We start from the raw sequence: 23967 nt of genomic DNA on the forward strand, positions 1-23967 counted from the left end.
CAGGTCGGTTTGCGAGGATTGGGTGCAAGGTCCGGGCGGGCAGACGAAAAACCCCGCCGGACTACCGGGATCGGCACAAAATGGGCGGTTCCGGAGTCTACAGCATTGCAAGCCCGCGCAAGACGGGCGCCAAAACCGGATACCGGATGGAGGAAACGATGTACACGCGAATCCTGAACCGCACGCTTGCCCTGTCGGCCGCCAGCGTCCTGGCTGCCGCATTCCTGGCGCCAGGCCAGGTCGCCGCGCAGGGCGCCTATTTCGCGCCGGCCGATGGCTCGCCGGACGAGGTCACCTTCGAGTACCGCATGCGCGAATACGGCTGTGCCAACGTGCGCGGCCAGTGGCGGGCGACCAACAACACCGACGACTGGCTGGAGGTGCGCGTCACCAAGACCGCGTACAACTGCCCCGGCGAGCTGGAGGACGATGTCCGCACGACGACCCGCCTGTGGCGCACCCTCGGTCCGGGCGAGACCCAGGAACGCACGCGTGACAACTCGGTGTGTGGTGGGGCCTGGGCGCGCGGGGTCGAGGTGCTGGAGTACGAGATCAACGTGATCGATGCGCCTGACGAGGGCTGATGGCGGTGTGATGCCGGCGGCGATTTTTCGCTTCTCCGGTTCCACCGCGGCGCGGGCGGGATACACTACACCCGTCTGCCCATCGAACTGAGGAGCCTTCCATGCGCGCTTGTTCGTTTCGTCGAGTCCTGTCCGCCCCCGCGGCCTTCCTGGTCGCCCTGTGTCTGACCCTGCTGCCCGCGACCCCGGCCTTTGCCGGCGTCGGCATGCTCGATACCGGCAGTATGATCCAGCAGGCCAGCGCCGAAGATACCCGCGCCCAGCTGCTCAAGCAGCTCGACGATGCCGAGGTGCAAGCCCGGCTGATCGACATGGGTGTCGACCCCGAGCGCGCCCAGGAGCGCGTCGCGCGTCTGACCGACGAAGAGCTGGCCTACCTCGAGGCGCACATGGAGACCGACCCGGCCGGCGCGGCCAGCGCCCTGGGCGTGGTTGCCATTGTGTTCGTGGTGTTCGTGATCCTGGATGCGGTGGGCGTGACCGACATCTTCTCCTTCGTCGGTCCGGCCCGCGCCCGCTAAGCCGTCCCGAATGCTGTTCCGTTCCACGCGGCGGGCCGCGGGGCTACTCGCGCTCGCCGCCCTGGCGTGGCTGAGCGGTTGCGCCACCGCGCCGCAGAGCGCAGGTCTGGCCAGCGCGCCGCCGTCGGATCTGCCGACCCGGGTAGAGCTGGTGGATACCCCGTTCTTCCCCCAGGAGGACTACCAGTGCGGACCGGCGGCGCTGGCCACGGCACTCAATGCCCGCGGTATCGATGCCGCGCTCGATGAGCTGATCGACGAGGTCTACATCCCCGCCCGCCAGGGCAGTCTGCAGGCCGAGATGCGCGCGGCCGTGCGCGCCCGCGACCAGGTCGCCTACCGCATCGAGCCGCAGCTGGAGACCGTGCTGCGCGAGGTGGCGGCAGGCAATCCGGTGGTCGTGTTTCAGAACCTCGGCGTCGCGCTGATCCCCGAGTGGCACTTTGCCGTGGTGATCGGCTACGACCTCGAGGACCGCGAGGTCTTCCTGCGCAGCGGCCCGATCCAGCGTCACGTCAATTCCTTTGCCCGTTTCGAGCGCACCTGGGCGCGCGGCGAGCGCTGGGCATTCCTGGTCATGGCGCCGGATCAGCTGCCGGCGACCGCGACCCCGCTGCGCTGGCTGCGGGCGGTGAACGAGCTCGAGCAGACCGGCCGTCTGGCGGCCGCGGCCACGGGCTATGCCACCGCCATGGAGCGCTGGCCGGATGAGCCCATCCCCTACGTGGGCCGCGCCAATGTGGCGTTTGCCCAGGGCGACCTGCCGACCGCGGAGGATGCCCTGCGCGCCCTGGTGGAGCGTGATCCCGCGCGGCACGAAGGCTGGAACAACCTGGCGCACGTGATGGTGGCCCGTCAGTGCGGCGAGCAGGCGCGCGAAGCCGCGAGCTGCGCCGCCGCTCTGGCGGGTCCGGGCGCCTATGCGCGCACGCTTGGGGCCGTGGCGGATGTCCCCGCAGGTGGTGACGAGTGCCGCCCACTGCCACCCTGCGCCTCGCCCCTGGAGGCGCGCGCCGACTAGAAGCCGCGGCCCGCCACGCGGTGTCAGGCCTTGCGCTTCTCCAGGGTCTGCTCGGCGTGTTTCAGCACCAGGCCGAGGTTCTGCTTCTCCACGTCGGTGACCTGCGGGTCTTCCTTTACGGCGTGGCGCAGGTGCGTGACCAGTTGCGCGAGCTCGTCGCGCGAGATCTGGTGGAAGTTGAAGCCGCCGCCGTAGCGGGCCTCGAGCTGGTCCCAGTAGTCGGCGAGCGGGGGGCGATAGTCGTCACTCATCGGGCGGTCCTTGGTCAGGCTGCGGAAGGGGCGCATTTTGTCTGGTTGCGGTGCATGCGGTCTAATGGGGGCTTTCCCGGCCGGCCTTTCGCCCATGTCCGTTACCGCCATCTATCCCGGTACCTTCGATCCGATTACCCACGGTCATACCGATATCGTGCGCCGCGCGGCGCGCCTTTTCGACCGGGTGGTGATCGCGGTGGCCGCGAACCCGAACAAGGGGCCGGCCTTCCCGCTGCCGACCCGGGTCGAACTGGCGCGCGAGGCGGTGCGGGATATCCCGGGTGTCGAGGTGCAGGGCTTCGACGTGCTGCTGGCGCATTTCGTGCACGCGCAGAAGGCCAACGTGATCCTGCGCGGCCTGCGCGCGGTCTCCGACTTCGAGCACGAGTTCCAGCTGGCCGCGATGAACCGGCAGCTCGCGCCGGAGGTCGAAACGCTGTTCCTGACCCCGGCGGAGGAATACAGCTTCGTCTCCTCCAGTCTGGTACGGGAAATCGCCCGCCTGGGCGGAGACGTCTCAAAATTCGTTAGCCCCGGTGTGGCGCGCATGCTGGCCGAACAGAACGGCGCGGCACGCTGACCGGCCCCGCCACTGCATACGAGGAACGGCCCATGGCCCTGATGATCACCGATGAATGCATCAACTGTGATGTGTGCGAGCCCGAGTGCCCGAACGAGGCCATTTACCCGGGGGACGAGATCTACGAGATCGACCCCAACCTGTGCACCGAATGCGTCGGCCACTTTGACGAGCCGCAGTGCCAGCAGGTCTGCCCGGTGGACTGCATCCCGCTGGACCCGGATCACAAGGAATCCCGCGATCAGTTGATGGCGAAGTACGAAGCCCTGATGGCCGCGAAGTAGGAGCCCGCCCCATGGCCTGGACGCGCTCCCTGTCTCACTGTGCGGTTGTCGTGACCCTGCTGCTGGCGGCGCCTCTGGCGCTGGCCGGCCCCGGTCAGCACGCGGTCGCCACCGCCCACCCGGCGGCGACTGCCGCCGGCGAAGAGGTGCTGCGGCAGGGCGGCAATGCCTTCGACGCCGCGGTGGCGATCACCGCGGCCCTGGGGGTGGCAGAGCCCTACGGCTCCGGGCTGGGGGGTGGCGGGTTCTTTCTGCTGCACCAGGCCGCGAGCGGCCGCAGCACCATGGTGGATGCGCGCGAGACCGCGCCCGCCGCCGCCGATCGCGACATGTACCTGGATGCCGAAGGCGAGGTCATCGACGGGCTGTCGCTGGATGGCGCCCTGGCGGCCGGGATTCCCGGCATGCCGGCCGGCATGGATCATATCGCCCGCGAGTACGGGCAGCTGTCCCTGGCGGACAGCCTCGCGCCTGCCATCCGGCTGGCCGAGGAGGGTGTGGCCCTCGGGCCGCGCTACCAGCAGATGGCGGGCTTTCGCCATCAGGCCCTGCGCGATGGTGCCGACGCGCGCACCATTTTCCTGGAGGCTGGTCAGGTTCCGGAGCCGGGCGCCACGTTGCGTCAGCCCGACCTGGCCGCGACCCTGCGGCGGCTCGCGGACGCCGGACGGGACGGCTTCTACACCGGCGAGCTCGCCGAGCGCCTGGTCTCCGGGGTGCGCGAGGCCGGTGGCATCTGGACGCTGGAGGACCTGGCCGGATACACGGTGGTCGAGCGCGAGCCCATTCGCCTCGAGTACCGCGATGCGCAGATCATCACCGCCTCGCCGCCTTCCTCCGGCGGGGTCGCGCTCGGCCAGATCCTGAACATCCTGGCGTTCTACGACCTGGATGCCCTGGCGCCGGACATGCGTGTCCACCTGATCATCGAGGCGATGCGGCGCGCCTACCGCGATCGCGCCGAGTACCTCGGTGATCCGGACCACGTCGACATGCCGCTGGAGCGGCTGCTGTCCCGCGAGTACGCCGCCGGGCTGCGTGCCACCATCCATCCCGATACCGCGACCCCCAGCCGCTATCTGCCGCTGTCGGTGGATCCGCAGGCCGAGCTGCCGGGCACCCCGCGACGCGAGAGCCGCGAGACCACCCATTTTTCCGTGATCGATGCCGAGGGCAACCGGGTGGCGGCCACGCTCACCCTGAATTACCCCTTCGGTGCCGGCTACGTGGTGCCGGGCACGGGGGTGCTCCTGAACAACGAGATGGATGATTTTTCCGCCAAGCCGGGGGCGCCGAATGCCTACGGCCTGATCGGCTTCGAGGCCAATGCCATCGCCCCGCAGCGGCGGCCACTGTCGAGCATGAGCCCGACCTTCGTCGAGACCGGGGACCGGGTCGCCATCCTGGGTACGCCGGGGGGCAGCCGCATCATCACCATGGTGCTGCACGGCCTGCTGGGAGTGATCGAGGGGGAGTCTGCGGCTGACGTGGTCGCCGCGCCGCGCTACCACCACCAGTACCTGCCGGATCGGGTGGAACACGAGACCGGGGCCTTCGGTGCCGAGCTGCGTGGCCAGCTGGTCGCGCGCGGGCACCAGCTGGTGCCTCAGGTGCGCCCATTCGGCGACATGCACGCAGTGCTCTGGGAGCGCGACTCGAACCGCCTGGAGGCGGCCTCCGACCCGCGAGGCGAGGGCGAGGCGCGCGTGTTCCGGGGCGCCTCCGACTAGGAAAACACGGCTTTCAGTGTTGCCCCGGGGCGCCTTCGTCAGCGCCGCCGGCATCGTCGCGCCCACGCAAAAAGCCGCACCCCGGGATCGCCGGGATGCGGCTTTGCGATTCATCCGGACCCGGGCCGCATAAACGGCCCGGAACACCGCAGGGCTCAGCCCTGGGCGAGGTCGCGGATGCGGGCGTTCAGACGGCTCTTGTGGCGGGCCGCCTTGTTCTTGTGGATCAGGCCCTTGCTCACGGTCTTGTCGATCACCGGGACGGCCTGCTTGAAGGCCTCGGTGGCCGCCTGGGCATCGCCCTGGTGCAGCGGCTTCAGCACGGCTTTCAGGGCGGTGCGGAAACGGGAGCGCAGCCCCATGTTGTGAGCGCGGTTCTTGACCGCCTGACGGGCCCGCTTACGGGCAGAAGCAATATTCGCCAAAATACTTCCCTCGCGTTGAATCGCTAGGTTCCGGAAAAGGCGGCGAGCATACCCAATCGGGCGGCTGCAGGTCAAGTCCCGGGCGTTTTTCGTGACGGGAGCCCGGATGGTATGCGTGCGCCGATCCGTCTACTGTTACAGGGAGAGCCCTGTCTGCCAAAGGAGATTCGTCATGACCACCCGATACCCCGCACGCACCCGTGTTCACGCCGTCGGTTTCGGCCTGGCCCTGTTGTTGCTGGCGCTGGTGGCCAGCCTGGCCTTCGCGCCGCAGGCCAAGGCCTTCGAGCCGGAGGCCAAGGTGGTGTACCACGCCGATTTTGCCGATCCCCGGCGTTTCTCCGCGATGCTCACCAGCATCAACAACATGATGACGCACTACCAGAACGAGTTCATGGACGTGGATGTGCGCATCGTGTTCGTCGCGCACGGCATCCGCTTCCTGACCGATGACAACCTCGCCGATACGCCCTTCGAGGCCGACGAGGCGCTCAAGGAAGAGCGCGACACCCTGCGCGGGCGTCTGATGAGCCTGGCCAGCACCCATGGCGTCAAGCTGGAGCTGTGCGAGATCACCCGTTCTCAGATTGGCCTGGACCAGGACCAGGTCTACAACCACGTCGAGTTCGTGCCGTCGGGCGTGGTGCGCATCGCCGAACTGCAGAACGAGAAGGGGTTCGCCTACATCAAGATCGAGTAAACGGCGCCGCTGCCGGCAGCCTCAAGCCCCGCCTCGGCGGGGCTTTTTGTTGCACCACGAAGCGCACGAAGACACGAAGGGGCGCAAGCGCGTTTTGCACCACAGAGGGCACAGAGGACACGGAGAAAGCGGGAAAACGCAGGATGCGGTTGAGCGCAGCGAAGCGCATCCATCCGGAAACCGGGCGGCACCGGGCCGCGACACGATGCGATTCGCAGCGCTCATCACATCCTGCTTGCTCATAACGCCAGTCCTGTTAATCCAGCCCTTCTCTTCCCGGCTCCTCACCTTCCTGTAAATCGTCCTGGCCCTTCTCCGTGCCCCCTGTGTTCTCCGTGGTGCAATAAGTGGCATTCCGCCTAACCCAGGACCTCCAGCTTGGCGAAGCTGAGCACCAGCCACTTGGAACCGGCATTGGCGAAGTTCACCTGCACCCGCGCCGAGTTGCCGGACCCCTCGAACTGGGTGATCAGGCCCTCGCCGAACTTCGCGTGATGCACACGCGCGCCGATGGCTAGACCCGCCGCGGAGGCCTCGGCGGCCTGCGCATCCATGGACCCGAATCCCGCGGTCTTCTGGCGGGCCGCCGCGAAGCGCCCCGCACCAAACGGCGAGGCCTGCGGGCGCAGCACCTCCAGCGCGCCCTCCGGGATCTCGTTGATGAAGCGCGAGGCGACGTTGTAGGACTCGCGGCCGTACAGGCGCCGGGTCTCGGCGTGGATCAGGTACAGCTCCTGTTCTGCGCGGGTCATGCCGACGTAGGCCAGGCGGCGCTCCTCCTCCAGCCGCCCCGGCTCCTCCAGCGAGCGCGAGTTCGGAAACAGGCCCTCCTCCAGGCCGGTCAGGAAGACCAGCGGGAACTCCAGCCCCTTGGCCGAGTGCAGGGTCATCATCTGCACCGCATCCTCGTGCGGGTCGGCCGCGCCCTCGCCGGCCTCCAGCGCGGCGTGGGCGAGGAATTCGGTCAGGCGGTTGCCTTCACCTTCCTCGCTCTCGGCCGTGGGCTCCATGTCGAAGGCGCGCGCCGCGCCCACCAGTTCGTCCAGGTTCTCCAGGCGCGCCTCGCCGCGCTCGCCCTTCTCCTTCTTGTAGTGCTCGCGCAGCTGGGCGCGCTCGATCGCCTGTTCCACCTGATCGGCCAGCGGCTGGCGCGGCAGCTCCTGCTGCAGGGTGTGGATCAGCTGCACGAACCCGGCGACCGCGTTGCGCGCGCGCCCGGGCAGGGCGTCGGAGTCGACCGCATGGACAGCCGCCTTCAGCAGGCTGGTGTCCGCCGCCAGGGCCGCCTGGCGCAGGCCCTCCAGGGTCTTTTCGCCGATCCCGCGCGGCGGCTGGTTGACCACGCGCAGGAAGGCGGCGTCGTCATCGCCGTTGCCGGCCAGGCGCAGGTAGGCCAGGGCGTCGCGGATCTCCTGGCGCTCGAAGAAGCGCAGGCCTCCGTAGACGCGATAGGGCATGCGCCGGCCGATGAAGGTCTCCTCCAGCACGCGCGACTGGGCGTTGGAGCGATACAGCACCGCGCACTCGCGGTACAGCCCGCCCTGGTCCACGTGGCGGGCGATGGTCTCGGCGACGAAGCGCGCCTCTTCCTGCTCGTTCAGCGCGGTGTACAGGCGCACCGGGGCGCCCTCCTTGTCCTCGGTCCACAGTTCCTTGCCGAGACGGCCGGAGTTGTGGCGGATCAGCGCGTTGGCAGCGTTCAGGATGTTGGCGCTGGAGCGGTAGTTCTGCTCCAGGCGCACGACCTGGGTGCCCGGGTAGTCCTGCTGGAAGTGCTGGATGTTCTCGATCTTCGCGCCACGCCAGCCGTAGATGGACTGGTCGTCGTCGCCGACCGCGAACACGGGGCTGTCGCCGGCCAGCAGGCGCAGCCAGGCGTACTGGATGTCGTTGGTGTCCTGGAACTCGTCGACCAGCACATGGCGAAAGCGCGTGCGGTAGTGCTCCAGCAGCGCCTTGTTGTCGCGCAGCAACTCCAGCGAGCGCAGCATTAGTTCGGCGAAATCCACCACCCCGGCACGCTCGCAGGCCTGCTGGTAGGTGGTGTAGATGCGCACCCACTGGCGGGCGACCGGGTCGCCGGTATCCGGCAGGTGTTCCGGGCGCGAGCCCTCGTCCTTGCGCGCATTGATGTACCACTGCGCCTGTTTCGGCGGCCAGCGCGCCTCGTCCAGCTCCAGGCCGCGCAGCACGCGCTTGACCATGCGCAGCTGGTCGTCGGAGTCGAGGATCTGGAAGCCCTGCGGCAGCCGCGCGTCCTGCCAGTGCTGGCGCAGCAGACGGTGGGCCAGCCCGTGGAAGGTGCCGACCCACAGCCCGGTCGCCGGGTGCCCCAGCAGCGCCTCGATGCGCCCGCGCATCTCGGCCGCCGCCTTGTTGGTGAAGGTAACCGCCAGCAGGCTGTGCGGGGCCACGCCCTCAACACCGATCAGCCAGGCGATGCGGTGCACCAGCACGCGGGTCTTCCCGGAGCCGGCACCGGCCAGCACCAGCAACGGCTGCGGCGGGGCGGCCACGGCCTCGCGCTGGGCCGGGTTCAGGGAATCGAGCAGGGGGGAGACATCCATGCGCGAATGGTAGGGAAACCCGGCCGGAATCGCACGTTGTGCACGCGGGGCGTGTGCCTTCCGCCGCGCAAACGCGATACCCTCGGGGGTAGACGGCCTGCACGGGAACCTCGGGCGCTGACGAGGTCCCAAAGGTAGGCGCATCAGGAATGGGACGACCGCGAATGAACGAGCTGCCATCCCGGCACCGGCTGGATACCCCGGTCTCCGGACAGGAGTTGCACCCCGACAACCTTGCGTTTGCCGAGGGTCTGCTGGAGCGCTTCCATGCGGACCCCGATTCCATCCCGCCGGCCTGGGCCGACTACTTTCGTTCGCTCGAGGGCACGCCGCGCCCGGAACGGCGCCGGCGTTCCACCGACCGCCCGGACCTGGCGCACGAGCAGCTGCAGATCCGCGTGCTCCAGTTCATCAATGCCTACCGCTATCTCGGTCACTTTGGTGCCCGTCTGGATCCGCTGGAGCGCGAGGCGCCAGAGCCCCCGCGCGAGCTGAGCCGCGAGCATCATGGCCTGGATCGGGTCGGAGCGGATGTCACCTTTGATCCCGGTTCCCTGTTCATCGAGGGCCGGGTCTCGCTGGATACCATCGAGCGGGTGCTGCGCGAGACCTACTGCGCCAGTGTAGGTGCCGAGTACATGCACCTGACCGCCACCGACGAAAAGCGCTGGCTGCAGGAGCGTCTGGAATCAGCGCACGGGCACTTCGGTTTCGACAGTGATACGCGCCTGGCCATCCTCGAACGGCTGACCGCTGCCGAGGGCCTGGAGCGCTACCTGCACCGGCGCTATGTCGGTCAGAAGCGCTTTTCGCTGGAGGGGGCGGAGAGCCTGATCCCGCTGCTGAATGCGCTGGTCCAGCGCGGCGGCGCCCGGGGGCTGCAGGAGATCGTCGTCGGCATGGCCCATCGCGGGCGTCTGAACGTGCTGGTCAACCTGTTCGGCAAGTCTCCGCAGGAGCTGGCGGACGAATTCGAGGGCCGGCCGCGCGACGATCGCGGCACCGGCGACGTGAAGTACCACATGGGCTTCTCGTCGGATATCGAGACGCCCGGCGGCGCGCTGCATCTGGCGCTTGCCTTCAACCCCTCGCATCTGGAGATCGTCACGCCGGTGGTCGAGGGCTCGGTGCGCGCGCGCCAGGTCCGCGTCGGCGATCGCAAGGGCAACCGCGTGATGCCGGTGGTGATTCATGGCGATGCCGCGTTCGCAGGACAGGGCGTGGTCATGGAGACCCTGAACATGTCCCAGACCCGGGGGTTCTCCACCAAGGGCACCGTGCACGTGGTGGTGAACAACCAGATCGGGTTCACGACTTCGACCCTGAAAGACGCACGTTCGACCCATTACGCGACCGATGTCGCCAAGATGGTGAATGCGCCCATTCTGCACGTGAATGGCGACGATCCCGAGGCGGTGGTATTTGTCACCCAGGTCGCGCTGGACTACCGCATGCGCTTCGGCAAGGACGTGGTGATCGATCTGGTCTGCTATCGCCGCCAGGGGCACAATGAGGCCGACGAACCGGCCGCCACACAGCCGCGCATGTACCACCGCATCCGCGATTTGCCGACCACCCGCGAACGCTATGCGGAGCGCCTGATTCAGGACGGCCTGACCCGCGCGGAGGCCCAGGAACAGGCCGTGGACACCTACCGCGAGCGCCTCGACGCCGGCAAGCCGGTGGCCCTGTCGCTGCTGCGCGAGCGCAACGGCCATACCGGTTCCGCGACCAACTGGGGGCCCTACATCAACCAGACCTGGGACCAGGACGTTGCCACCGGGGCCGCGGTCGAGCGCCTGGGCCGGACCCTCGAGCAGCTGTCGACGCCCCCGGACGGCTTCCGCCCGCATGACCGGGTGCGCAAGATCCTCGAGGCGCGTCAGGCCATGGCGCGCGGCGATCAGCCCCTGGACTGGGGCGCGGCCGAGACGCTGGCCTACGGTACGCTGGTCCAGGACGGCTACCGCATTCGCCTGTCGGGACAGGATTCCGGTCGCGGGACCTTCTTCCACCGCCACGCGGTCCTGCATGACCAGGAGACCGGCGAGGCGCTGGTGCCGCTGCGGCGCCTGGACCCGGACCATCCGCGCTTCCTGGTAATCGACTCGCTGCTCTCCGAGGAGGGCGTGCTGGCCTTCGAATACGGCTACGCCACCGCCGCCCCGGAGGCCCTGGTGATCTGGGAGGCGCAGTTCGGCGACTTCGTGAACGGCGCCCAGGTGGTGATCGACCAGTTCATCTCCTCCGGCGAGCAGAAGTGGGGGCGCCTCAGCGGGCTGACGCTGCTGCTGCCGCACGGCTACGAGGGGCAGGGGCCGGAGCACTCCTCCGCACGTCCGGAGCGCTTCCTGCAGCTGGCGGCGCAGGAGAACATGCAGGTCTGCGTGCCGACCACGCCGGCGCAGATGTTCCACCTGCTGCGGCGGCAGATGCTGCGGCCCTATCGCAAGCCGCTGATCGTGATGACACCGAAAAGCCTGCTGCGGCACAAGGCGGCCGTCTCCGACCTCGACGCGCTGGCCTCCGGTCAGTACCAGACGGTCATCGACGACACCGCGGTCAGCGAGCCGGACAAGGTACGACGCGTGCTGCTGACCAGCGGCCGCATCTACTACGATCTGGCCGCGGCGCAGGCGGAGGGCGAGCACCTCGACACCGCGATCCTGCGCCTGGAGCAGTGCTACCCGTTCCCGGAGGCCCGGCTCACCGAGCTGCTGGGCCGCTATCCGCAGGCGGACGAGTTTGTCTGGGTCCAGGACGAGCCGGAGAACCAGGGCTATCTTGCCTTCGTCGCGCCGCGCATCAATCCGCTTCTGGCCGTGCGCGGTCAGACCCTGCATGCCGTGGCGCGGCCGCCGGCCGCGGCGCCGGCTGTCGGCTACCCCGAGGTGCACAAGGCCCAGCAGCGCGATCTGCTGGAGCGCGCGTTTGGTCCGCTGACCTCGCGCGATACCCCGCACCCGACCCTCTGACCCCGAATCCGCGTAACCCGCAGAACAGCACAAGGAAGCGAAATGGCATCCGATCGCACCCCGATCCAGGTCCCTGAACTCCCCGAGTCGGTCGCCGACGCCACCGTGATCGCCCTGCACAAGGGCGTGGGCGACCCTGTCCAGCGCGACGAATTGATCGCCGAACTGGAGACGGACAAGGTGGTGCTGGAGGTCTCGGCGCCGCGCGCCGGCACCCTGGTGGAGCTGTCCGCCAGCGAGGGTGACGTGGTCCAGGCCGATGCGGTGCTTGGCTACCTTGGCCCGGCCGGCACCGCCGAGGCCGCGGACGCCCCGGCCGATGACGATGACGATGACGATGACGATGACGATGACGAGGCCGCCGCCCCGCGCCAGGCGTCGGAACCTGCCGCCGCCGGCAGCCCGGGTGCCGATGCCGGGTCCGCCGCCGCGACCGATACGCCTGCGGCGACCGCAACCGAGGCCTCCGCCAGCCCGCCGCCGCCTACCCCGGCGGTGCGGCGCCTGCTGCAGGAGGCCGGGCTGCAGGCGGAGGACGTACCCGGCAGCGGCGAGGCCGGCCGCATCCAGCGCGAGGATGTGGAACGTATCCTGCGGGAACGCTCGGCCGGTGATACGCGCGCGCCGGAGCCGGACACCGGCGCGGCGGCGCACGAAACCGCACGCGAACCTGCGCGCGCCGCGGCCCCCGGCGAGCGTATCGAGCGGGTGCCCATGACCCGCCTGCGCGCGCGCATTGCCGAACGCCTGCTGGAGGCCAAGCAGTCCACGGCGATGCTGACCACCTTCAACGAGATCGACATGTCGGCCGCCATGGCGCTGCGCGCCCGCTACAAGGAGACCTTCGAGAAGCGCCATTCCATCAAGCTCGGCTTCATGGGCCTGTTCGTGGCGGCCGCGACCCGGGCCCTGGAACGCTTCCCGGTGCTGAATGCAGCGCTGGACGGCGAGGAGATCGTCTATCACCGCTACAGCGATATCGGCATTGCGGTGTCTTCTCCGCGCGGGCTGGTCGTGCCGGTGCTGCGCGATACCGGGCATGCCTCGATTGCCGAGATCGAGCGGCGCATCCGCGATTTCGCCGAGCGCGCCCGCGACGGCAAGCTGGAGATCGACGAGCTGCGCGGGGGCACCTTCACCATCACCAACGGCGGGGTCTTCGGATCGCTGTTCTCCACGCCCATCCTGAACCCGCCACAGAGCGCCATCCTCGGCATGCATGCCATCAAGGAGCGTCCGGTCGCGGTGGACGGCGAGGTGGTGATCCGGCCGATGATGTACGTGGCCCTGTCCTACGATCACCGCCTGGTCGATGGTGCCGATGCGGTGCAGTTCCTGGTCGCGATCAAGGAAGCGATCGAGGACCCGGCGCGCCTGCTCCTCGACGTCTGATCCCGGGTCGGCCTCGGGCCGCCCCTCCTACAGCCGCCAAGGCCGAAGGCGGAGCAGGCGCACCGTCAGTCGAAGGGGGCGATCAGGCCTCGCACCACGTCGTAGTCACCGTCGCTGACCGGGGCAAAGCCGTCATAGCTCTCGTCCAGGGCCCGCATGGCCGGTCCCGAGCGCGGGTCGTCCGGGCTGGCCGCCAGCAGGGCCTCGCGGATCCGGTCCCGCAGTTCCGGGTCCAGTCCATCGCGGGCCGCGATCACGTAGGGTGGCAGGGCGGGCGAGGCATGCAGGATGCGGATGCCGTTGCCCTCCCAGTGGTAGGCCGTGGTGTCCTTCAGGATGCCGGCGTCGAAGTCGCCGCTGATCACGCCGCGCACGATGTTGTCGTAATGCCCGAGGAAGCGGTAGTCCGCGAGGTCCGCCAGTTCCACCCCCGCATCCACCACGGTGGCGCGCTGCAGCAGCGCCGCTTCGTCGCCGAAGGCGAAGCGCTTGCCGGCCAGCTCCTCTGGTCCCTCCAGGGGGCTGTCCTCGGCGACCACGATCATCAGCCGAAAGCTGTCCTCGCCCTTGGTGATGGTCCGCGCCAGCGGCTCCGCATTGCCGCGCTGGCGCGCGCGGATGTAGGCCACCGGGGTCAGGTAGGCGATATCCGAGCGGCCTTCCGCCACCTCGCGGATCGCGTCGGGCATGCTCGACGAGAGGCGCAGGTTGACGTCGCGTTCCAGGGTGTCTGCCAGGTACTCGGTAAACGGCTCCAGCCGCGTCATCATGCGCGCGGGGATATCCATTGCCACCGAGCCGAACACGAGTTCGCCGTTGTCGGTGGTGTCCGCCGCGTGGGCGGGCAGGGTCAGCAGCCCCAGCAGGGCCACGGTCATCCAGTGCTTCATGCATCTTCTCCCTGAAAATTGACCGACAGCGGGTCTTCACTGAGCAGCGTGGTGTAGTGGGTCACGCGGTTGCGCCCGCGCCGTTTGCTTGCATACATGGCCTGGTCGGCGGCCCGACAAAGTCCCTTGGACGAGGTCACGCCTTCCTCCAGGGAAAGCGTGGACGCGCCGATGCTGACGGTCACCCGCAGGGGTTTCCCGTCCTCGGTGGCCACCTCCATGTGCTCGACCGCCTGGCGCAGTTTTTCCGAGAACGTGCGTGCGCCCTCGGCATCGCAGCGGCGCAGGAACACCGCGAACTCCTCGCCGCCCATGCGGCAGGTCGTGTCGGTCTCGCGACAAAGCGCGCTGACCTCATTCGCGAAGGCCTTCAGGATGCGATCACCGGTGTCGTGGCCCCAGGTGTCGTTGACGGCCTTGAAGTTGTCCAGATCCAGGATCAGCAGGCTGGCCGGATCGCCGTGGCGGCGGAACATCGCGATGTCCTGTTCCATCGCTTCGTGAAAGGCGCGGCGATTGCCCAGGCCCGTCAGCGGGTCGGTCCGTGACAGGGCCTCCAGTTCGGCGTTGGAGTTTTCCAGTTCCTTCTGTTGCTGGATCAGGCGTTCGTAGGCCTCGCGCAGCTCGCGATCCGCAGACTCCACCCGCCCGCGCAGCTGTTCGTTGGCGGCGTTCAGCTGTGCGCGCATCTGGTTGAAGCGGGCCGCCAGGTCGCCAATCTCGTCGTTGGAGTGTACGTCGATATCGCGCACGATCACGCCATTCTGGTCGACGTTCGACTCCAGTGCGCGCGAGACGCGCGTCAGCGGAGCGATGATGATCCAGGACAGGGCGATGAACTCGCCGAGCGCAATCATGGCGATTACCGCGATCTCGCGGCGGATCAGGGCCGTCTTCTGCTGTTCCAGCTGGGCCAGGATGGGCTCCATGCTGAGTTCGATCTCCAGGTAGCCGACCTCGCGGCCGCCCAGCTCGATCGGCCGCTCGAATTGCACGCGTTCCAGTTCGGCCCGGCCCGGGTACTGCGCCTCGGCCATGGTATTGCCGCGATCGCTGAGCACGCGCGCGTGGACCAGCCCCCCGGAGTCGACGGACTGGTCCAGCAGCAGCTGGATGGTGTGGTAGTCGTAGCCGACCACGCTGTAGGAAAGCGAGCGCGCAAGCGAATCCGCAACCTCGCCGCCGCGGCGATCGGTTTCGCTGAGCACGTTCTGCTCGACATCGCGCAGCACAAGGTACCCGCTGATCGACAGCGCGGTCAGCAGGACGGTCAGCAGGGCGAGAACTACCTTCTGACGGATGCCGAGTCGGAAAAGGCGGCGCCTGCGGGGCATGCAGTCCTCACGTAGTCAGGGCAGGGCGCCCCAGCGTCCATGCAAGGGAATTCGTGTCAGCCTAAAAAGACGTGCGTTCGCTAACAAACAGCGTTCGGTAATAAAGCGGCAACATACCCATGAGCGGTCGGATCGGATTGCCAGACGGCCCCAGAGGGCCGGAGGTGCGCCGGCCCAGATGCCCGCGCGCCGCGCCGAACCCCGGTCGCGTGCCGGCTGTGGGCCGCTCCCTGGAGAGAACTAGGCGTCCGAACGCCTGCGCCGGCGCGGGCCGGGACGCAGGCTAAACAGCAGTATCCCGGCGCCGGCCAGTGCCAGTGGCCAGGCGGGCCAGGCGAGCCCCAGCCAGGCTGCGGTATCCAGCTGCGTAGCCAGCCCCGCCAGTGCCAGCAGCGCGATCCCGCCCCAGCCCTCGTTGCGGCGCCGCGCCTGCCGGGCCAGACCTTCTTCCAGCTGCCGGATCTGCTGGCGCAGGGCGGCGTCGCGCTCGGCGCGCTGCTCCTCCACCGTCAGGGCCTTCTCCAGGTGCATCGGGATCTCGGGCAGGTGCGCGAGCAGGCGCGGCAGGTGCTGCTGCGCATTGCGGATGAAGGCCCGCACGCCCATGCGCTCGTGCATCCAGTCCTCGATGAATGGCTTGGCGGTGGTCCACAGGTCCAGCTGTGGATAGAGCTGGCGGCCCAGGCCCTCGATGTTCAGCAGGGTCTTTTGCAGCAGCACCAGTTGCGGCTGGACCTCCATGTTGAAGCGCCGCGCAGTCTGGAACAGGCGCAGCAGGACCTGGCCGAAGGAGATCTCGTCCAGCGGGCGCTGGAAGATTGGCTCGCAGACGGTGCGGATGGCCGCCTCAAACTCGTCCACGCGCGTGTCCTTCGGCACCCAACCGGACTCCACGTGCAGCTCGGCCACGCGGCGGTAATCGCGGTTGAAGAAGGCGTGGAAGTTCTCCGCCAGGTAGCGCTGGTCGGAGTCCAGCAACGAGCCGACGATGCCGAAGTCCACCGCCAGGTAGGTCGGGTCGTCCGGGTGGGTGGCATCGACGAAGATGTTGCCCGGGTGCATGTCGGCGTGGAAGAAGTTGTGCCGGAACACCTGGGTGAAGAAGATCTCCACCCCGCGCTCGGCCAGCAGCTTCAGGTCCACATTGCGCTCGCGCAGCGCGGCGATGTCGGCCACCGGGATGCCGCCGATGCGCTCCATCACCAGCACGCTACGGCGCGTGTAGTCCCAGATGATCTCCGGGATGTACAGCAGGTGGCTTTCCTCGAAGTTGCGGTGGATCGCGGCGGCGTTCGCGCCCTCGCGGATCAGGTCCAGCTCGTCGGTGACGGTCTTTTCGTATTCGTCCACCACCTCGCGCGGGCGCAGGCGCTTGGCCTCGGACCAGTAGCGATCGGCCAGGTCCGCGATCAGGTGCATCACCTCGAGATCCGCGCGGATGGTCTTGAGGATGCCGGGGCGCACCACCTTGACCACCACCTCGCGCCCGTCCTGCAGTGTGGCCGCGTGCACCTGGGCGATGGAGGCCGAGGCGATCGGGGTGTCCTCGAAGCGGGCAAAGGCGATCTCGATCGGGCGCTCCAGCTCGGACTCGATCAGGGCGCGCGCCTGCTCGAACGGGAACGGGGGTACGCGGTCCTGCAGCCGGGCCAGTTCCACCGCGATGTCGTCCGGCAGCAGGTCACGCCGGGTGGACAGCATCTGCCCGAACTTGATGAAGATCGGCCCCAGATCCTCCAGCGCGCGGCGGATACGCTCGCCGCGTGTTCCTTCAGTACGGCGAAACCAGTTCCAGGGCGCGAGGTAGAGCAGGAAGCTGAGCGGGCGCAGCGGCTTCAGGGTGAACAGGATGACGTCCAGGCGATAGCGCACCAGGACCCGCGCAATGGTCCACAGCCGCAGGCCCCGGTACAGCGCGCGGCGCATCAGGCCTGCCGGTCGTCGGGAGCGGAGGACTGTGCCTCCAGATGACGCAGCCGGGCATCCAGGCGGGCAACGCCATCGCGCAGGTCGGCGACGTCCTCGGCAAAGGCCTCGAAGGCCCCGCCCGCCGGGAGCCACTCGAGTTCGTCGCGCAGATAGTCGGCGGTGTCCTCGGCGGAGCGTCGGCCCAGGTGGCGCAGGCTGCTGCGAGCCTGATCCAGCAGGTGGCGCAGCGGCCCGGCGGCCCCGGCGCCGGCAAAGCGCTCGAACAGTCCCTCCCAGTCGACTCCGGAGTCGCGCAGCGCATGCTGCAGATCGGAGAGCACGGTCGCGTCACCGGTGATGGTCAACCCGGAGCGGTCGTCGCGGCCCAGCGCCGCGGCCAGCGACAGCGGCGAGCCCGCCAGCTGCACATCCATCGGTTCCTCGACACCGCCGATGACCTGCAACCGGTCGGCGGCCCCGACCAGCGAGAAGGCCAGCCCCGGCGGCTCGATCACGATGGCGATTGCACGCCCGGCCAGGCGTGCGCGGTCCTTCTCCGGCGCGCTCGCCAGGTGCTCGTTCAGCGCGGCCTCAATCAGGGCCGTGAATGGACTGGGCAGGGCGAAGGGTTCGGCCATGAAAACGTTACAGTTTCGTGCCGCGGTGCAGGGCGACAATGCCGCCGGTCAGGTTGTCGTACTCGACCCGTTCCAGCCCGGCATCGCGCATCATCCCGGCCAGGGTCTCCTGATCCGGATGCATGCGGATGGATTCGGCCAGGTAGCGGTAGCTGTCGGCATCGTTGGCGACCAGCTTGCCCATCAGCGGCAGCATCTTGAATGAATAGACATCGTAGATCGGGCGCAGCGGTGCCATCGGCTGCGAGAACTCCAGCACCAGCACGCGCCCGCCGGGCTTGATCACCCGGCGCATCTCGGCCAGCGCGCGTTCCTTGCGGGTCACATTGCGCAGGCCGAAGGCGATGGTCACGCGGTCGAAGTAGTCATCCGGATACGGCAGCTGCTCGGCGTCCGCCTGCACGAAGTCGAGGTTGCCCACATGGCCCTCGTCCAGCATGCGGTCACGCCCGGCCTCCAGCATCGAGGCATTGATGTCGCAGACCACGATCTGTCCCTTCGGCCCGACGCGCGGGGCAAACGCCCCGGCCAGGTCCCCGGTGCCCCCGGCCAGATCCAGGATCTTCATGCCCGCGCGCACGCCGGTGCGCTCCAGGGTGTAGCGCTTCCAGACGCGGTGGATACCCATCGACATCAGGTCGTTCATCACGTCGTAGCGCGAGGCGACCGAGTGGAACACCTCGCCGACCCGCGAGGCTTTCTCGGATTCGGGGACGCTCTGGTAGCCGAAGTGGGTCTTGCCGGGTTCTTCTTTCATCGATGTGCCGTTGTCAGTGCGTCTTGCGCTCGTGGCCGGCCGCCTTCAGCCGATCCAGGTAATCCTGCCACAGACGCTCCTGGTTGGTGCCGAGCTCGTGCAGGTAGTCCCAGTCGTAGATGCCGGTGTCGTGCGCGTCGGAGAACACGAGCTTCACCGCATAGTTGCCGACCGGCTCGATCGCGGTGATGTTCACGTCCTCCTTGCCCACCTGCAGCACCTCCTGGCCCTTGCCGTGCCCGCGCACCTCGGCCGAGGGCGAATACACGCGCAGGAACTCGCAGGGCAGCTCGAAATGCGAGCCATCGGAGTAGGTCAGCTCCAGGATGCGCGACTTCTGATGCAACTGGATATCGGTGGGTCGGTGCGTACTGCTCATGCGGCCTCCAGAATCCTCGGTCGGGGCGGGCCCGGACAGATCTCGCGCGGCCGCGCAAAGCGGCCACCGTCAACAGGCTGCGAGGATACCAGCCCTGCAGATCAGCGTGGCATCTCCCCGCGCATCGCAGGCCTGAAGGCCCCGGCTGTATGCGCCTGCGTCCGGCCCGGGTCAGCCCGCGGCCCAGGTGGCTGCGAACGGGCGGTAGAACGCGGGGTCGGCGCTGGTGGCGCCCTGCAGGGTGCAGACCGCGGCCGCGAACTGCAGGGCGCGCTGGAGCGTGGTGGGCCAGGGCCAGCCGCGGTGCAGGCCGATGATGGCGACACTGGCAAAGGCATCTCCGGCGCCCACCGCGTCGCGAAGGTGGCTGACCACCGGGGCCGGGGCGTGCCAGTGGCCACCGTCGGCGGCATGAATGGCGGCCCCGTCGGCGCCGTGGGTCACGATCAGTGCGGAGCCGATGGCGGCGCGCTGCAGCAGGGCGCCGGCGCGCTGGTCCGCCGGGAGGTCGGGTGCCAGGATGGCGGCCTCGTCGGTGTTCAGCTTGACCACGTCCGCCCCGTGGATCAGCGCCAGCACGTCGTCTGGCGCATACCAGGGCGCGCGCAGGTTCACATCCACAAAGCGCTGCTGCGCGCGCGCCCGCAGGCGTTCCAGAAGGTCGTGATTGCCCGCGCGCAGCGCGAGCGTGCCGTGGTAGAGGAGCGGGCTGGTCGGCGGGAGCTGTTCGGCCCACTCGGCGGGGACGGCGTCGTATGCCTGGTCGGGCACGATGCTGTAGGCCGGTTCGCCGTCTTTCAGTGTCACCCGGACCTGACCGGTCGGGGCACTGGGGTGACGGTAGAGGCCGCGGGTGTCCATGCCGATTCCGGTCATGCGGGCCTGTACGTCCTCGCCCTCGGCATCGCGCCCGATGCCTCCGACGAAGCACACGGTCTCGCCCAGCTGGTGCAGGTTCCAGGCGACGTTGAACGGGGCGCCGCCGAGTACGCGGCCGCCATCGGGAAAGACGTCGAACAGGGCCTCGCCCAGGATCAGATGCGGCGCCGCGCTCACGACCCGGCCCGTTCGATGCGGTCGCGGCCGTGCTTCTTGGCCTGCAGGAGCGCGTGGTCGGCGGCGTCGAAGATCGCCTCGGGCGTGACGGTGGGGTCGACCCCGACAAGGCCGGCGGAAATGGTCACCTTGAGCCGGGTATTGCCCGCCCGTACCACCAGGCGGTCCACGGCCTGGCGGATGGTGTCGGCGTGCGCATGAGCCGCGTCCGGTTCGCGATGGATGATCATCACGAACTCCTCGCCGCCGTAGCGTGCGACGAAGTCAGGCGTCTGTACGCCCTCGGCGAGGATCTCGGCGACCGCGCGCAGGACCTTGTCGCCCGCGGAGTGGCCGTACTGGTCGTTGATCGCCTTGAAGTGGTCGATGTCCCAGACCAGGAGGGAAGCGGAGCCGGCTGATATCAGTTCTCCGGGCAGTGCCCGGAGACGCTGCTCGAAAGCATTGCGGTTGGGCAGGCCGGTCAGGCCGTCGCGGGAGGCCTCGGCGCGGGCCTGTTCCAGACGGTTGCGCAGGGCCTGCACCTGGCCTTCCAGGCTGCGGCCCTTGGAGCGCAGGGCGCGGTTGCGTTCCTCGGCGACGCGCAGTTCCGTTTCCTGGGCGTCACGAAAGTGGGTGACGCGCTCGATCATGCGGTCGAGACCGCGCGAGACCTCGTCGCGCAGGGTGGGGAGATCGTTGCCATGCAGCACCCGGTCACGGATGTGCTCGGCGTCCCCGGCGATCCCGGCGTGCAGCTCGGAGACCGACTTGCGGGCACGCTGGCCGCGTGCGGCGTCTTCCGACAGTGCGGTGTCGACATCCTCCAGCCGGTGCCAGATTTCGCCAACCACTTCGGTCAGCTCCTCGCGTTCGGTCATGGCCTTCTGGCACTTGTCGTGCAGCACCAGAAACAGGCGGCCGAGGGTGCGTTCGATTTCGGTCTTGTCGCGGCGGTCGCTGGCCCGGTTCAGGGCATCGAGCTCGGAGTCGAGAAATTCGAAGCCATGCAGGCCACGGCGCACGACCTCGAGGATGCCCTCGGCGAGGTCCTGGCGCTGGTCGCTGGAGCGCACGGCATCGGCGAGCTGGCCGCTCAGGCGATCCAGCCAGGCGGTATCGCCGGGGTCCGACTCGATGGCGCGGGTGAGGTCGCGCACCGCACCCTCCAGGGCGGGTACTCGGGCCGACACCACGGCGAGGGCGCGCAGTGCCACACGGCGGATCGCGTCCTGCAGGACCCGTTCTCGGTCCAGCGAGCGCTCGAGCTCGATGATGGTCCTGCGCAGGTCGCTCTCGGACATCGGGTGGATTCCCGGGGTGTGAAACACCTAATTTAAACGTGGATGGGCGCTGGATGCCACCGGGCGGCCGCTGAATCGGTGTTGCCCTAGCCGCCGACGCTTGCTGTGTGCGATTCGTGCAGGGCCTGGCGCTGGGGCAGTTCGATCTCGATGCCGACCGGCAGGTGATCGGACAGGGCCACGTTATAGACGCGCACGTCACTGACATGCAGGCTCGGGGTAAGCAGGATGTGGTCGAACACCAGGCGCGGGTCCCAGGCGGGGTAGGTCGCGGGACAGGCCATCGGTTCCATCAGGCCGGTGCGGGCGACCAGATGACGCAGTTCCTCGCTGTCCTGCTGGCAGTTCAGGTCGCCCATGACCACTGCATGCGGCAGGTCCTGGATATGCTCCGCGACGTACGCCAGCTGGGATTTGCGGGTGCGCTTGCCCAGGGCCAGGTGCAGCAGGAAAAGCACCAGCTCCTCGCCATCGCCCATCGCATAGTGGGCCTCGATCGCACCGCGCCCGGGCAGGGCACCGGGGAGTCGGTGCATCTCGACCCGGTCGGGCTCCAGCCGCGAGAACAGGGCAAGGGAATGCTTGGCGAACTGCCCGAGGTCGCGGTTGATGCGGTTGTAGGTGTACGGGAACCGGGCGCGCTCGGAGAGATACGACGCGAGGTCGACGAAATTGCTGCGGATGCTGCCGCCGTCCAGTTCCTGGACGCCGACGATATCGAATTCGGAGATGAATCGGGCCACGCGGTCGAGGTTATCCATGCGCCCGCCATACGGCAGCACGTGCTTCCAGCTGTTGGTCACGTAGTGGTGCAGCCGCGAGGAATGGATGCCGACCTGGGCATTGAAGCTGAGCAGCCGCAGGCGCTGGCTGTCCGGTTCGTGCTGGTGGGCAAGCTGACGCGGGGCGTCGTCCTCGGATCTTGAGGTTGGCGCGGGTGCGCCAGGTTCCCGACGGGTCGCGACTGAATTCATCGCGGGTGGTCTCCTGCTGGAGGGAAAGTCCGTGTTCCTAGAATGGACAAACCAGCTCGCCCAAACGTTCCGTCAGCTTCAGGTTCTCGCTGTAATCCACCGGGCAGTCGATCACGGTAACCCCGGGTTGGGCCAGGGCCTCGCGCAGGGCCTGCTCCAGGCTGTCACCGGGTTCGATGCGTACGCCCCGGGCGCCGAAGGATTGCGCCAGCTGGACGAAATCGGGGTTCCCGAACTCCACGAAGGCCTTGCGCCCGTATTCGCGCACCTGTTTCCACTCGATCAGCCCGTAGGCATTGTCGTTCCAGATCAGGACGACAAAGTTCAGCCCCAGGCGGACCGCCGTCTCCAGTTCCTGCACATTCATCAGGAACCCGGCATCGCCGGTCACGGCGACGACCTGGCGTTCCGGGTGCAGCTTGGTGGCGGCAATCGCGCCAGGCAGGGCAATGCCCATGCTGGCGAAGCCGTTGGAGATCAGGCAGGTGTTGGGCAGCTCGCAGCGGAACATGCGCGCCATCCAGAGCTTGTGGGCACCGACATCGGTAATCATGATCGCGTCGAGATCGGCGGCCGTGCGCAGGTCCCAGATCAGCTTCTGCGGCTTGAGCGGCACCTGGGTGTCGGCGCGGTGCTCGTTCATGTCGTCGATCAGGCTCTGGCGCAGCGGCCGCAGGATGGTCTCTTCCCGCGGGGTGACCTGTTCGGCCAGGCGCAGCAGGCAGGTGGTGAGGTCGCCCAGCACCTCGGCGGTCACGTTGTAATGGCCGTCGATCTCGGCCGGCGCCGAGTCGATGTGGATCAGGGTGCGGTCGCCATCAGGGTGCCAGAAGCTCGGCGGATACTCGACCAGGTCGTAGCCGATGCAGACGATCACATCGGCCTTGTGGAACCCGAAGTTCACGAAATCCTGGCTCTGCAGGCCGACCGAGCCCAGTGCCAGCGGATGCCGGAAGGGCAGTACGCCCTTGGCCATGAAGGTATTGGCGACCGGGATGTTCAGCGCATTGGCGAGGTGGGCGAGGGCCCCGCTGGCGCCGGACCGGATGACACCGTTCCCGGCGAGGATCAGCGGATGGTGGGCCTCGTTCAGCAACCGCGCCGCGGCCTCCAGCGAGGCATCGGCCGGCACCGCCGCCGCGCCGGTATGCACGGGAAGGGGCGGGTTGGGGCACGGCTGCGAGGCGATGTTCTCCGGCAGCTCGAAGAAGCTGGCGCCGGGCTTGCCGCCTTCCGCCCACTTGAAGGCCTTGCGCACCACCTCCGGAAGGATCTCGGGCTCGACCACGCTGGAGCTGTACTTGGTGATCGGCTGGAACAGGCCCTTCAGGTCGAGGACCTGGTGCGATTCCTTGTGCAGGCGGTGGGTGCTGGCCTGGCCGGCAATCGCCACGAGGGGTGCGTGATCCATGTTGGCGTCGGCGACACCGGTGATCAGGTTGGTGGCCCCGGGACCCAGGGTTGCCAGGCACACGCCTGCCTTGCCCGACAGACGCCCATGGACGTCGGCCATGAAGGCGGCACCCTGTTCGTGGCGGGTGGTGACGAACTCGATGGAGGAGTCGGCGAGGGCATCGAGAACCGCCATGTTCTCCTCGCCGGGGAGGCCGAAGATGCGGTCCACGCCCTCCTGCTCCAGGCACTCGACCAGGCGCTGGGCGGTGGTCGGGGTGCTCATGCTGAAGATGCCCCGGCGAACCGGGGCATGTGCTGCG

Annotated in this window: 22 protein-coding genes; 9 read left to right on the forward strand and 13 right to left on the reverse strand. The window is 68.3% G+C overall.

What is annotated here, in order from left to right:
- Positions 1 to 146: 146 nt before the first annotated feature.
- From D000_RS0100950 to D000_RS0100960, 3 genes are all read left to right on the forward strand, one after another.
- Entirely contained in the window at positions 147 to 584 is a 438-nt protein-coding gene (locus tag D000_RS0100950; protein ID WP_018871675.1) for a hypothetical protein, read from the forward strand.
- Positions 585 to 685: 101 nt separating this feature from the next.
- The gene (locus D000_RS0100955) at positions 686 to 1105 is read left to right on the forward strand and encodes a PA2779 family protein (protein ID WP_018871676.1); all 420 of its coding nucleotides are present in this window, start codon (positions 686 to 688) and stop codon (positions 1103 to 1105) included.
- 10 nt (positions 1106 to 1115) lie between these two features.
- A complete protein-coding gene (locus D000_RS0100960) occupies positions 1116 to 2126 on the forward strand; it encodes a PA2778 family cysteine peptidase (protein WP_018871677.1) in 1011 nt (336 codons plus the stop codon).
- A gap of 23 nt (positions 2127 to 2149) precedes the next feature.
- On the opposite strand, the gene D000_RS0100965 is transcribed toward D000_RS0100960, so the two are convergent.
- On the reverse strand, positions 2150 to 2377 hold the full coding sequence (locus D000_RS0100965) for a hypothetical protein (RefSeq protein ID WP_026279663.1): 228 nt from the start codon (positions 2375 to 2377) through the stop codon (positions 2150 to 2152).
- A 94-nt stretch (positions 2378 to 2471) separates the two neighbouring features.
- Here D000_RS0100965 and coaD point away from each other — a divergent pair, with 94 nt between their 5' ends.
- From coaD to ggt, 3 genes are read left to right on the forward strand one after another with little or no spacing between them, the layout of a single operon-like run.
- Entirely contained in the window at positions 2472 to 2960 is a 489-nt protein-coding gene (coaD, locus tag D000_RS0100970; protein ID WP_018871679.1) for a pantetheine-phosphate adenylyltransferase, read from the forward strand.
- Between the two features lie 32 nt (positions 2961 to 2992).
- A complete protein-coding gene (locus D000_RS0100975) occupies positions 2993 to 3244 on the forward strand; it encodes a YfhL family 4Fe-4S dicluster ferredoxin (RefSeq protein WP_018871680.1) in 252 nt (83 codons plus the stop codon).
- Between the two features lie 11 nt (positions 3245 to 3255).
- The gene (gene ggt / locus D000_RS0100980; protein ID WP_018871681.1) at positions 3256 to 4974 is read left to right on the forward strand and encodes a gamma-glutamyltransferase; all 1719 of its coding nucleotides are present in this window, start codon (positions 3256 to 3258) and stop codon (positions 4972 to 4974) included.
- Between the two features lie 155 nt (positions 4975 to 5129).
- Here ggt and rpsT read toward each other — a convergent pair whose 3' ends face one another.
- Positions 5130 to 5399, reverse strand: a complete 270-nt coding sequence (rpsT, locus tag D000_RS0100985; RefSeq protein WP_026279664.1) for a 30S ribosomal protein S20 — start codon at positions 5397 to 5399, stop codon at positions 5130 to 5132.
- A gap of 172 nt (positions 5400 to 5571) precedes the next feature.
- Here rpsT and D000_RS0100990 point away from each other — a divergent pair, with 172 nt between their 5' ends.
- A complete protein-coding gene (locus tag D000_RS0100990) occupies positions 5572 to 6099 on the forward strand; it encodes a DsrE family protein (protein ID WP_018871683.1) in 528 nt (175 codons plus the stop codon).
- 359 nt (positions 6100 to 6458) lie between these two features.
- Here D000_RS0100990 and uvrD read toward each other — a convergent pair whose 3' ends face one another.
- The gene (uvrD, locus tag D000_RS0101000; protein WP_018871684.1) at positions 6459 to 8666 is read right to left on the reverse strand and encodes a DNA helicase II; all 2208 of its coding nucleotides are present in this window, start codon (positions 8664 to 8666) and stop codon (positions 6459 to 6461) included.
- 164 nt (positions 8667 to 8830) lie between these two features.
- Between uvrD and D000_RS0101005 the strand changes: the two genes are divergently transcribed.
- A complete protein-coding gene (locus D000_RS0101005; RefSeq protein ID WP_018871685.1) occupies positions 8831 to 11641 on the forward strand; it encodes a 2-oxoglutarate dehydrogenase E1 component in 2811 nt (936 codons plus the stop codon).
- Positions 11642 to 11683: 42 nt separating this feature from the next.
- Positions 11684 to 13033, forward strand: coding sequence for a 2-oxoglutarate dehydrogenase complex dihydrolipoyllysine-residue succinyltransferase (gene odhB, locus D000_RS0101010; RefSeq protein WP_018871686.1), 1350 nt, complete (start codon positions 11684 to 11686; stop codon positions 13031 to 13033).
- 65 nt (positions 13034 to 13098) lie between these two features.
- On the opposite strand, the gene D000_RS0101015 is transcribed toward odhB, so the two are convergent.
- From D000_RS0101015 to D000_RS0101060, 10 genes are all read right to left on the reverse strand, one after another.
- Positions 13099 to 13923: a PhnD/SsuA/transferrin family substrate-binding protein gene (locus tag D000_RS0101015; RefSeq protein WP_018871687.1), complete on the reverse strand. Its 825-nt coding sequence runs from the start codon at positions 13921 to 13923 to the stop codon at positions 13099 to 13101.
- The gene (locus tag D000_RS0101020; protein ID WP_018871688.1) at positions 13920 to 15257 is read right to left on the reverse strand and encodes a diguanylate cyclase; all 1338 of its coding nucleotides are present in this window, start codon (positions 15255 to 15257) and stop codon (positions 13920 to 13922) included. The genes D000_RS0101015 and D000_RS0101020 overlap by 4 nt, the downstream gene beginning before the upstream one ends.
- A gap of 240 nt (positions 15258 to 15497) precedes the next feature.
- On the reverse strand, positions 15498 to 17183 hold the full coding sequence (gene ubiB, locus D000_RS0101025; protein ID WP_018871689.1) for a ubiquinone biosynthesis regulatory protein kinase UbiB: 1686 nt from the start codon (positions 17181 to 17183) through the stop codon (positions 15498 to 15500).
- Complete coding sequence (locus D000_RS0101030) at positions 17183 to 17803, reverse strand: SCP2 domain-containing protein (RefSeq protein ID WP_018871690.1); 621 nt, start codon at positions 17801 to 17803, stop codon at positions 17183 to 17185. The genes ubiB and D000_RS0101030 overlap by 1 nt, the downstream gene beginning before the upstream one ends.
- A 7-nt stretch (positions 17804 to 17810) precedes the next feature.
- Complete coding sequence (ubiE, locus tag D000_RS0101035; protein ID WP_018871691.1) at positions 17811 to 18560, reverse strand: bifunctional demethylmenaquinone methyltransferase/2-methoxy-6-polyprenyl-1,4-benzoquinol methylase UbiE; 750 nt, start codon at positions 18558 to 18560, stop codon at positions 17811 to 17813.
- A 13-nt stretch (positions 18561 to 18573) separates the two neighbouring features.
- Entirely contained in the window at positions 18574 to 18939 is a 366-nt protein-coding gene (locus tag D000_RS0101040; RefSeq protein ID WP_018871692.1) for a gamma-butyrobetaine hydroxylase-like domain-containing protein, read from the reverse strand.
- A gap of 171 nt (positions 18940 to 19110) precedes the next feature.
- Positions 19111 to 19995 (reverse strand): PfkB family carbohydrate kinase, encoded by an 885-nt coding sequence (locus tag D000_RS0101045; protein WP_018871693.1) that lies wholly within the window; start codon positions 19993 to 19995, stop codon positions 19111 to 19113.
- On the reverse strand, positions 19992 to 21278 hold the full coding sequence (locus D000_RS0101050; RefSeq protein ID WP_018871694.1) for a GGDEF domain-containing protein: 1287 nt from the start codon (positions 21276 to 21278) through the stop codon (positions 19992 to 19994). The genes D000_RS0101045 and D000_RS0101050 overlap by 4 nt, the downstream gene beginning before the upstream one ends.
- A gap of 86 nt (positions 21279 to 21364) precedes the next feature.
- Positions 21365 to 22252, reverse strand: a complete 888-nt coding sequence (locus D000_RS0101055; RefSeq protein ID WP_018871695.1) for an endonuclease/exonuclease/phosphatase family protein — start codon at positions 22250 to 22252, stop codon at positions 21365 to 21367.
- A 37-nt stretch (positions 22253 to 22289) separates the two neighbouring features.
- Entirely contained in the window at positions 22290 to 23930 is a 1641-nt protein-coding gene (locus tag D000_RS0101060; protein ID WP_018871696.1) for an acetolactate synthase large subunit, read from the reverse strand.
- Positions 23931 to 23967 lie beyond the last annotated feature (37 nt).

The organism is Thioalkalivibrio sp. ALJ16 (genome assembly GCF_000377345.1).
Lineage (GTDB): Bacteria > Pseudomonadota > Gammaproteobacteria > Ectothiorhodospirales > Ectothiorhodospiraceae > Thioalkalivibrio.

Coding starts and splice junctions, on each gene's coding strand:
- D000_RS0101030 (WP_018871690.1), bottom strand. CDS start 17,803: ATGGCCGAACCCTTCGCCCTGCCCAGTCCATTCACGGCCCTGATTGAG.
- ubiE (WP_018871691.1), bottom strand. CDS start 18,560: ATGAAAGAAGAACCCGGCAAGACCCACTTCGGCTACCAGAGCGTCCCC.
- D000_RS0100950 (WP_018871675.1), top strand. CDS start 147: ATGGAGGAAACGATGTACACGCGAATCCTGAACCGCACGCTTGCCCTG.
- D000_RS0101020 (WP_018871688.1), bottom strand. CDS start 15,257: ATGCCCCGCAGGCGCCGCCTTTTCCGACTCGGCATCCGTCAGAAGGTA.
- odhB (WP_018871686.1), top strand. CDS start 11,684: ATGGCATCCGATCGCACCCCGATCCAGGTCCCTGAACTCCCCGAGTCG.
- ubiB (WP_018871689.1), bottom strand. CDS start 17,183: ATGCGCCGCGCGCTGTACCGGGGCCTGCGGCTGTGGACCATTGCGCGG.
- D000_RS0100975 (WP_018871680.1), top strand. CDS start 2,993: ATGGCCCTGATGATCACCGATGAATGCATCAACTGTGATGTGTGCGAG.
- D000_RS0101050 (WP_018871694.1), bottom strand. CDS start 21,278: ATGTCCGAGAGCGACCTGCGCAGGACCATCATCGAGCTCGAGCGCTCG.
- coaD (WP_018871679.1), top strand. CDS start 2,472: ATGTCCGTTACCGCCATCTATCCCGGTACCTTCGATCCGATTACCCAC.
- D000_RS0101005 (WP_018871685.1), top strand. CDS start 8,831: ATGAACGAGCTGCCATCCCGGCACCGGCTGGATACCCCGGTCTCCGGA.
- D000_RS0101040 (WP_018871692.1), bottom strand. CDS start 18,939: ATGAGCAGTACGCACCGACCCACCGATATCCAGTTGCATCAGAAGTCG.
- D000_RS0101015 (WP_018871687.1), bottom strand. CDS start 13,923: ATGAAGCACTGGATGACCGTGGCCCTGCTGGGGCTGCTGACCCTGCCC.
- D000_RS0100965 (WP_026279663.1), bottom strand. CDS start 2,377: ATGAGTGACGACTATCGCCCCCCGCTCGCCGACTACTGGGACCAGCTC.
- ggt (WP_018871681.1), top strand. CDS start 3,256: ATGGCCTGGACGCGCTCCCTGTCTCACTGTGCGGTTGTCGTGACCCTG.
- D000_RS0101055 (WP_018871695.1), bottom strand. CDS start 22,252: ATGAATTCAGTCGCGACCCGTCGGGAACCTGGCGCACCCGCGCCAACC.
- D000_RS0100960 (WP_018871677.1), top strand. CDS start 1,116: ATGCTGTTCCGTTCCACGCGGCGGGCCGCGGGGCTACTCGCGCTCGCC.
- D000_RS0100990 (WP_018871683.1), top strand. CDS start 5,572: ATGACCACCCGATACCCCGCACGCACCCGTGTTCACGCCGTCGGTTTC.
- D000_RS0101060 (WP_018871696.1), bottom strand. CDS start 23,930: ATGAGCACCCCGACCACCGCCCAGCGCCTGGTCGAGTGCCTGGAGCAG.
- D000_RS0100955 (WP_018871676.1), top strand. CDS start 686: ATGCGCGCTTGTTCGTTTCGTCGAGTCCTGTCCGCCCCCGCGGCCTTC.
- uvrD (WP_018871684.1), bottom strand. CDS start 8,666: ATGGATGTCTCCCCCCTGCTCGATTCCCTGAACCCGGCCCAGCGCGAG.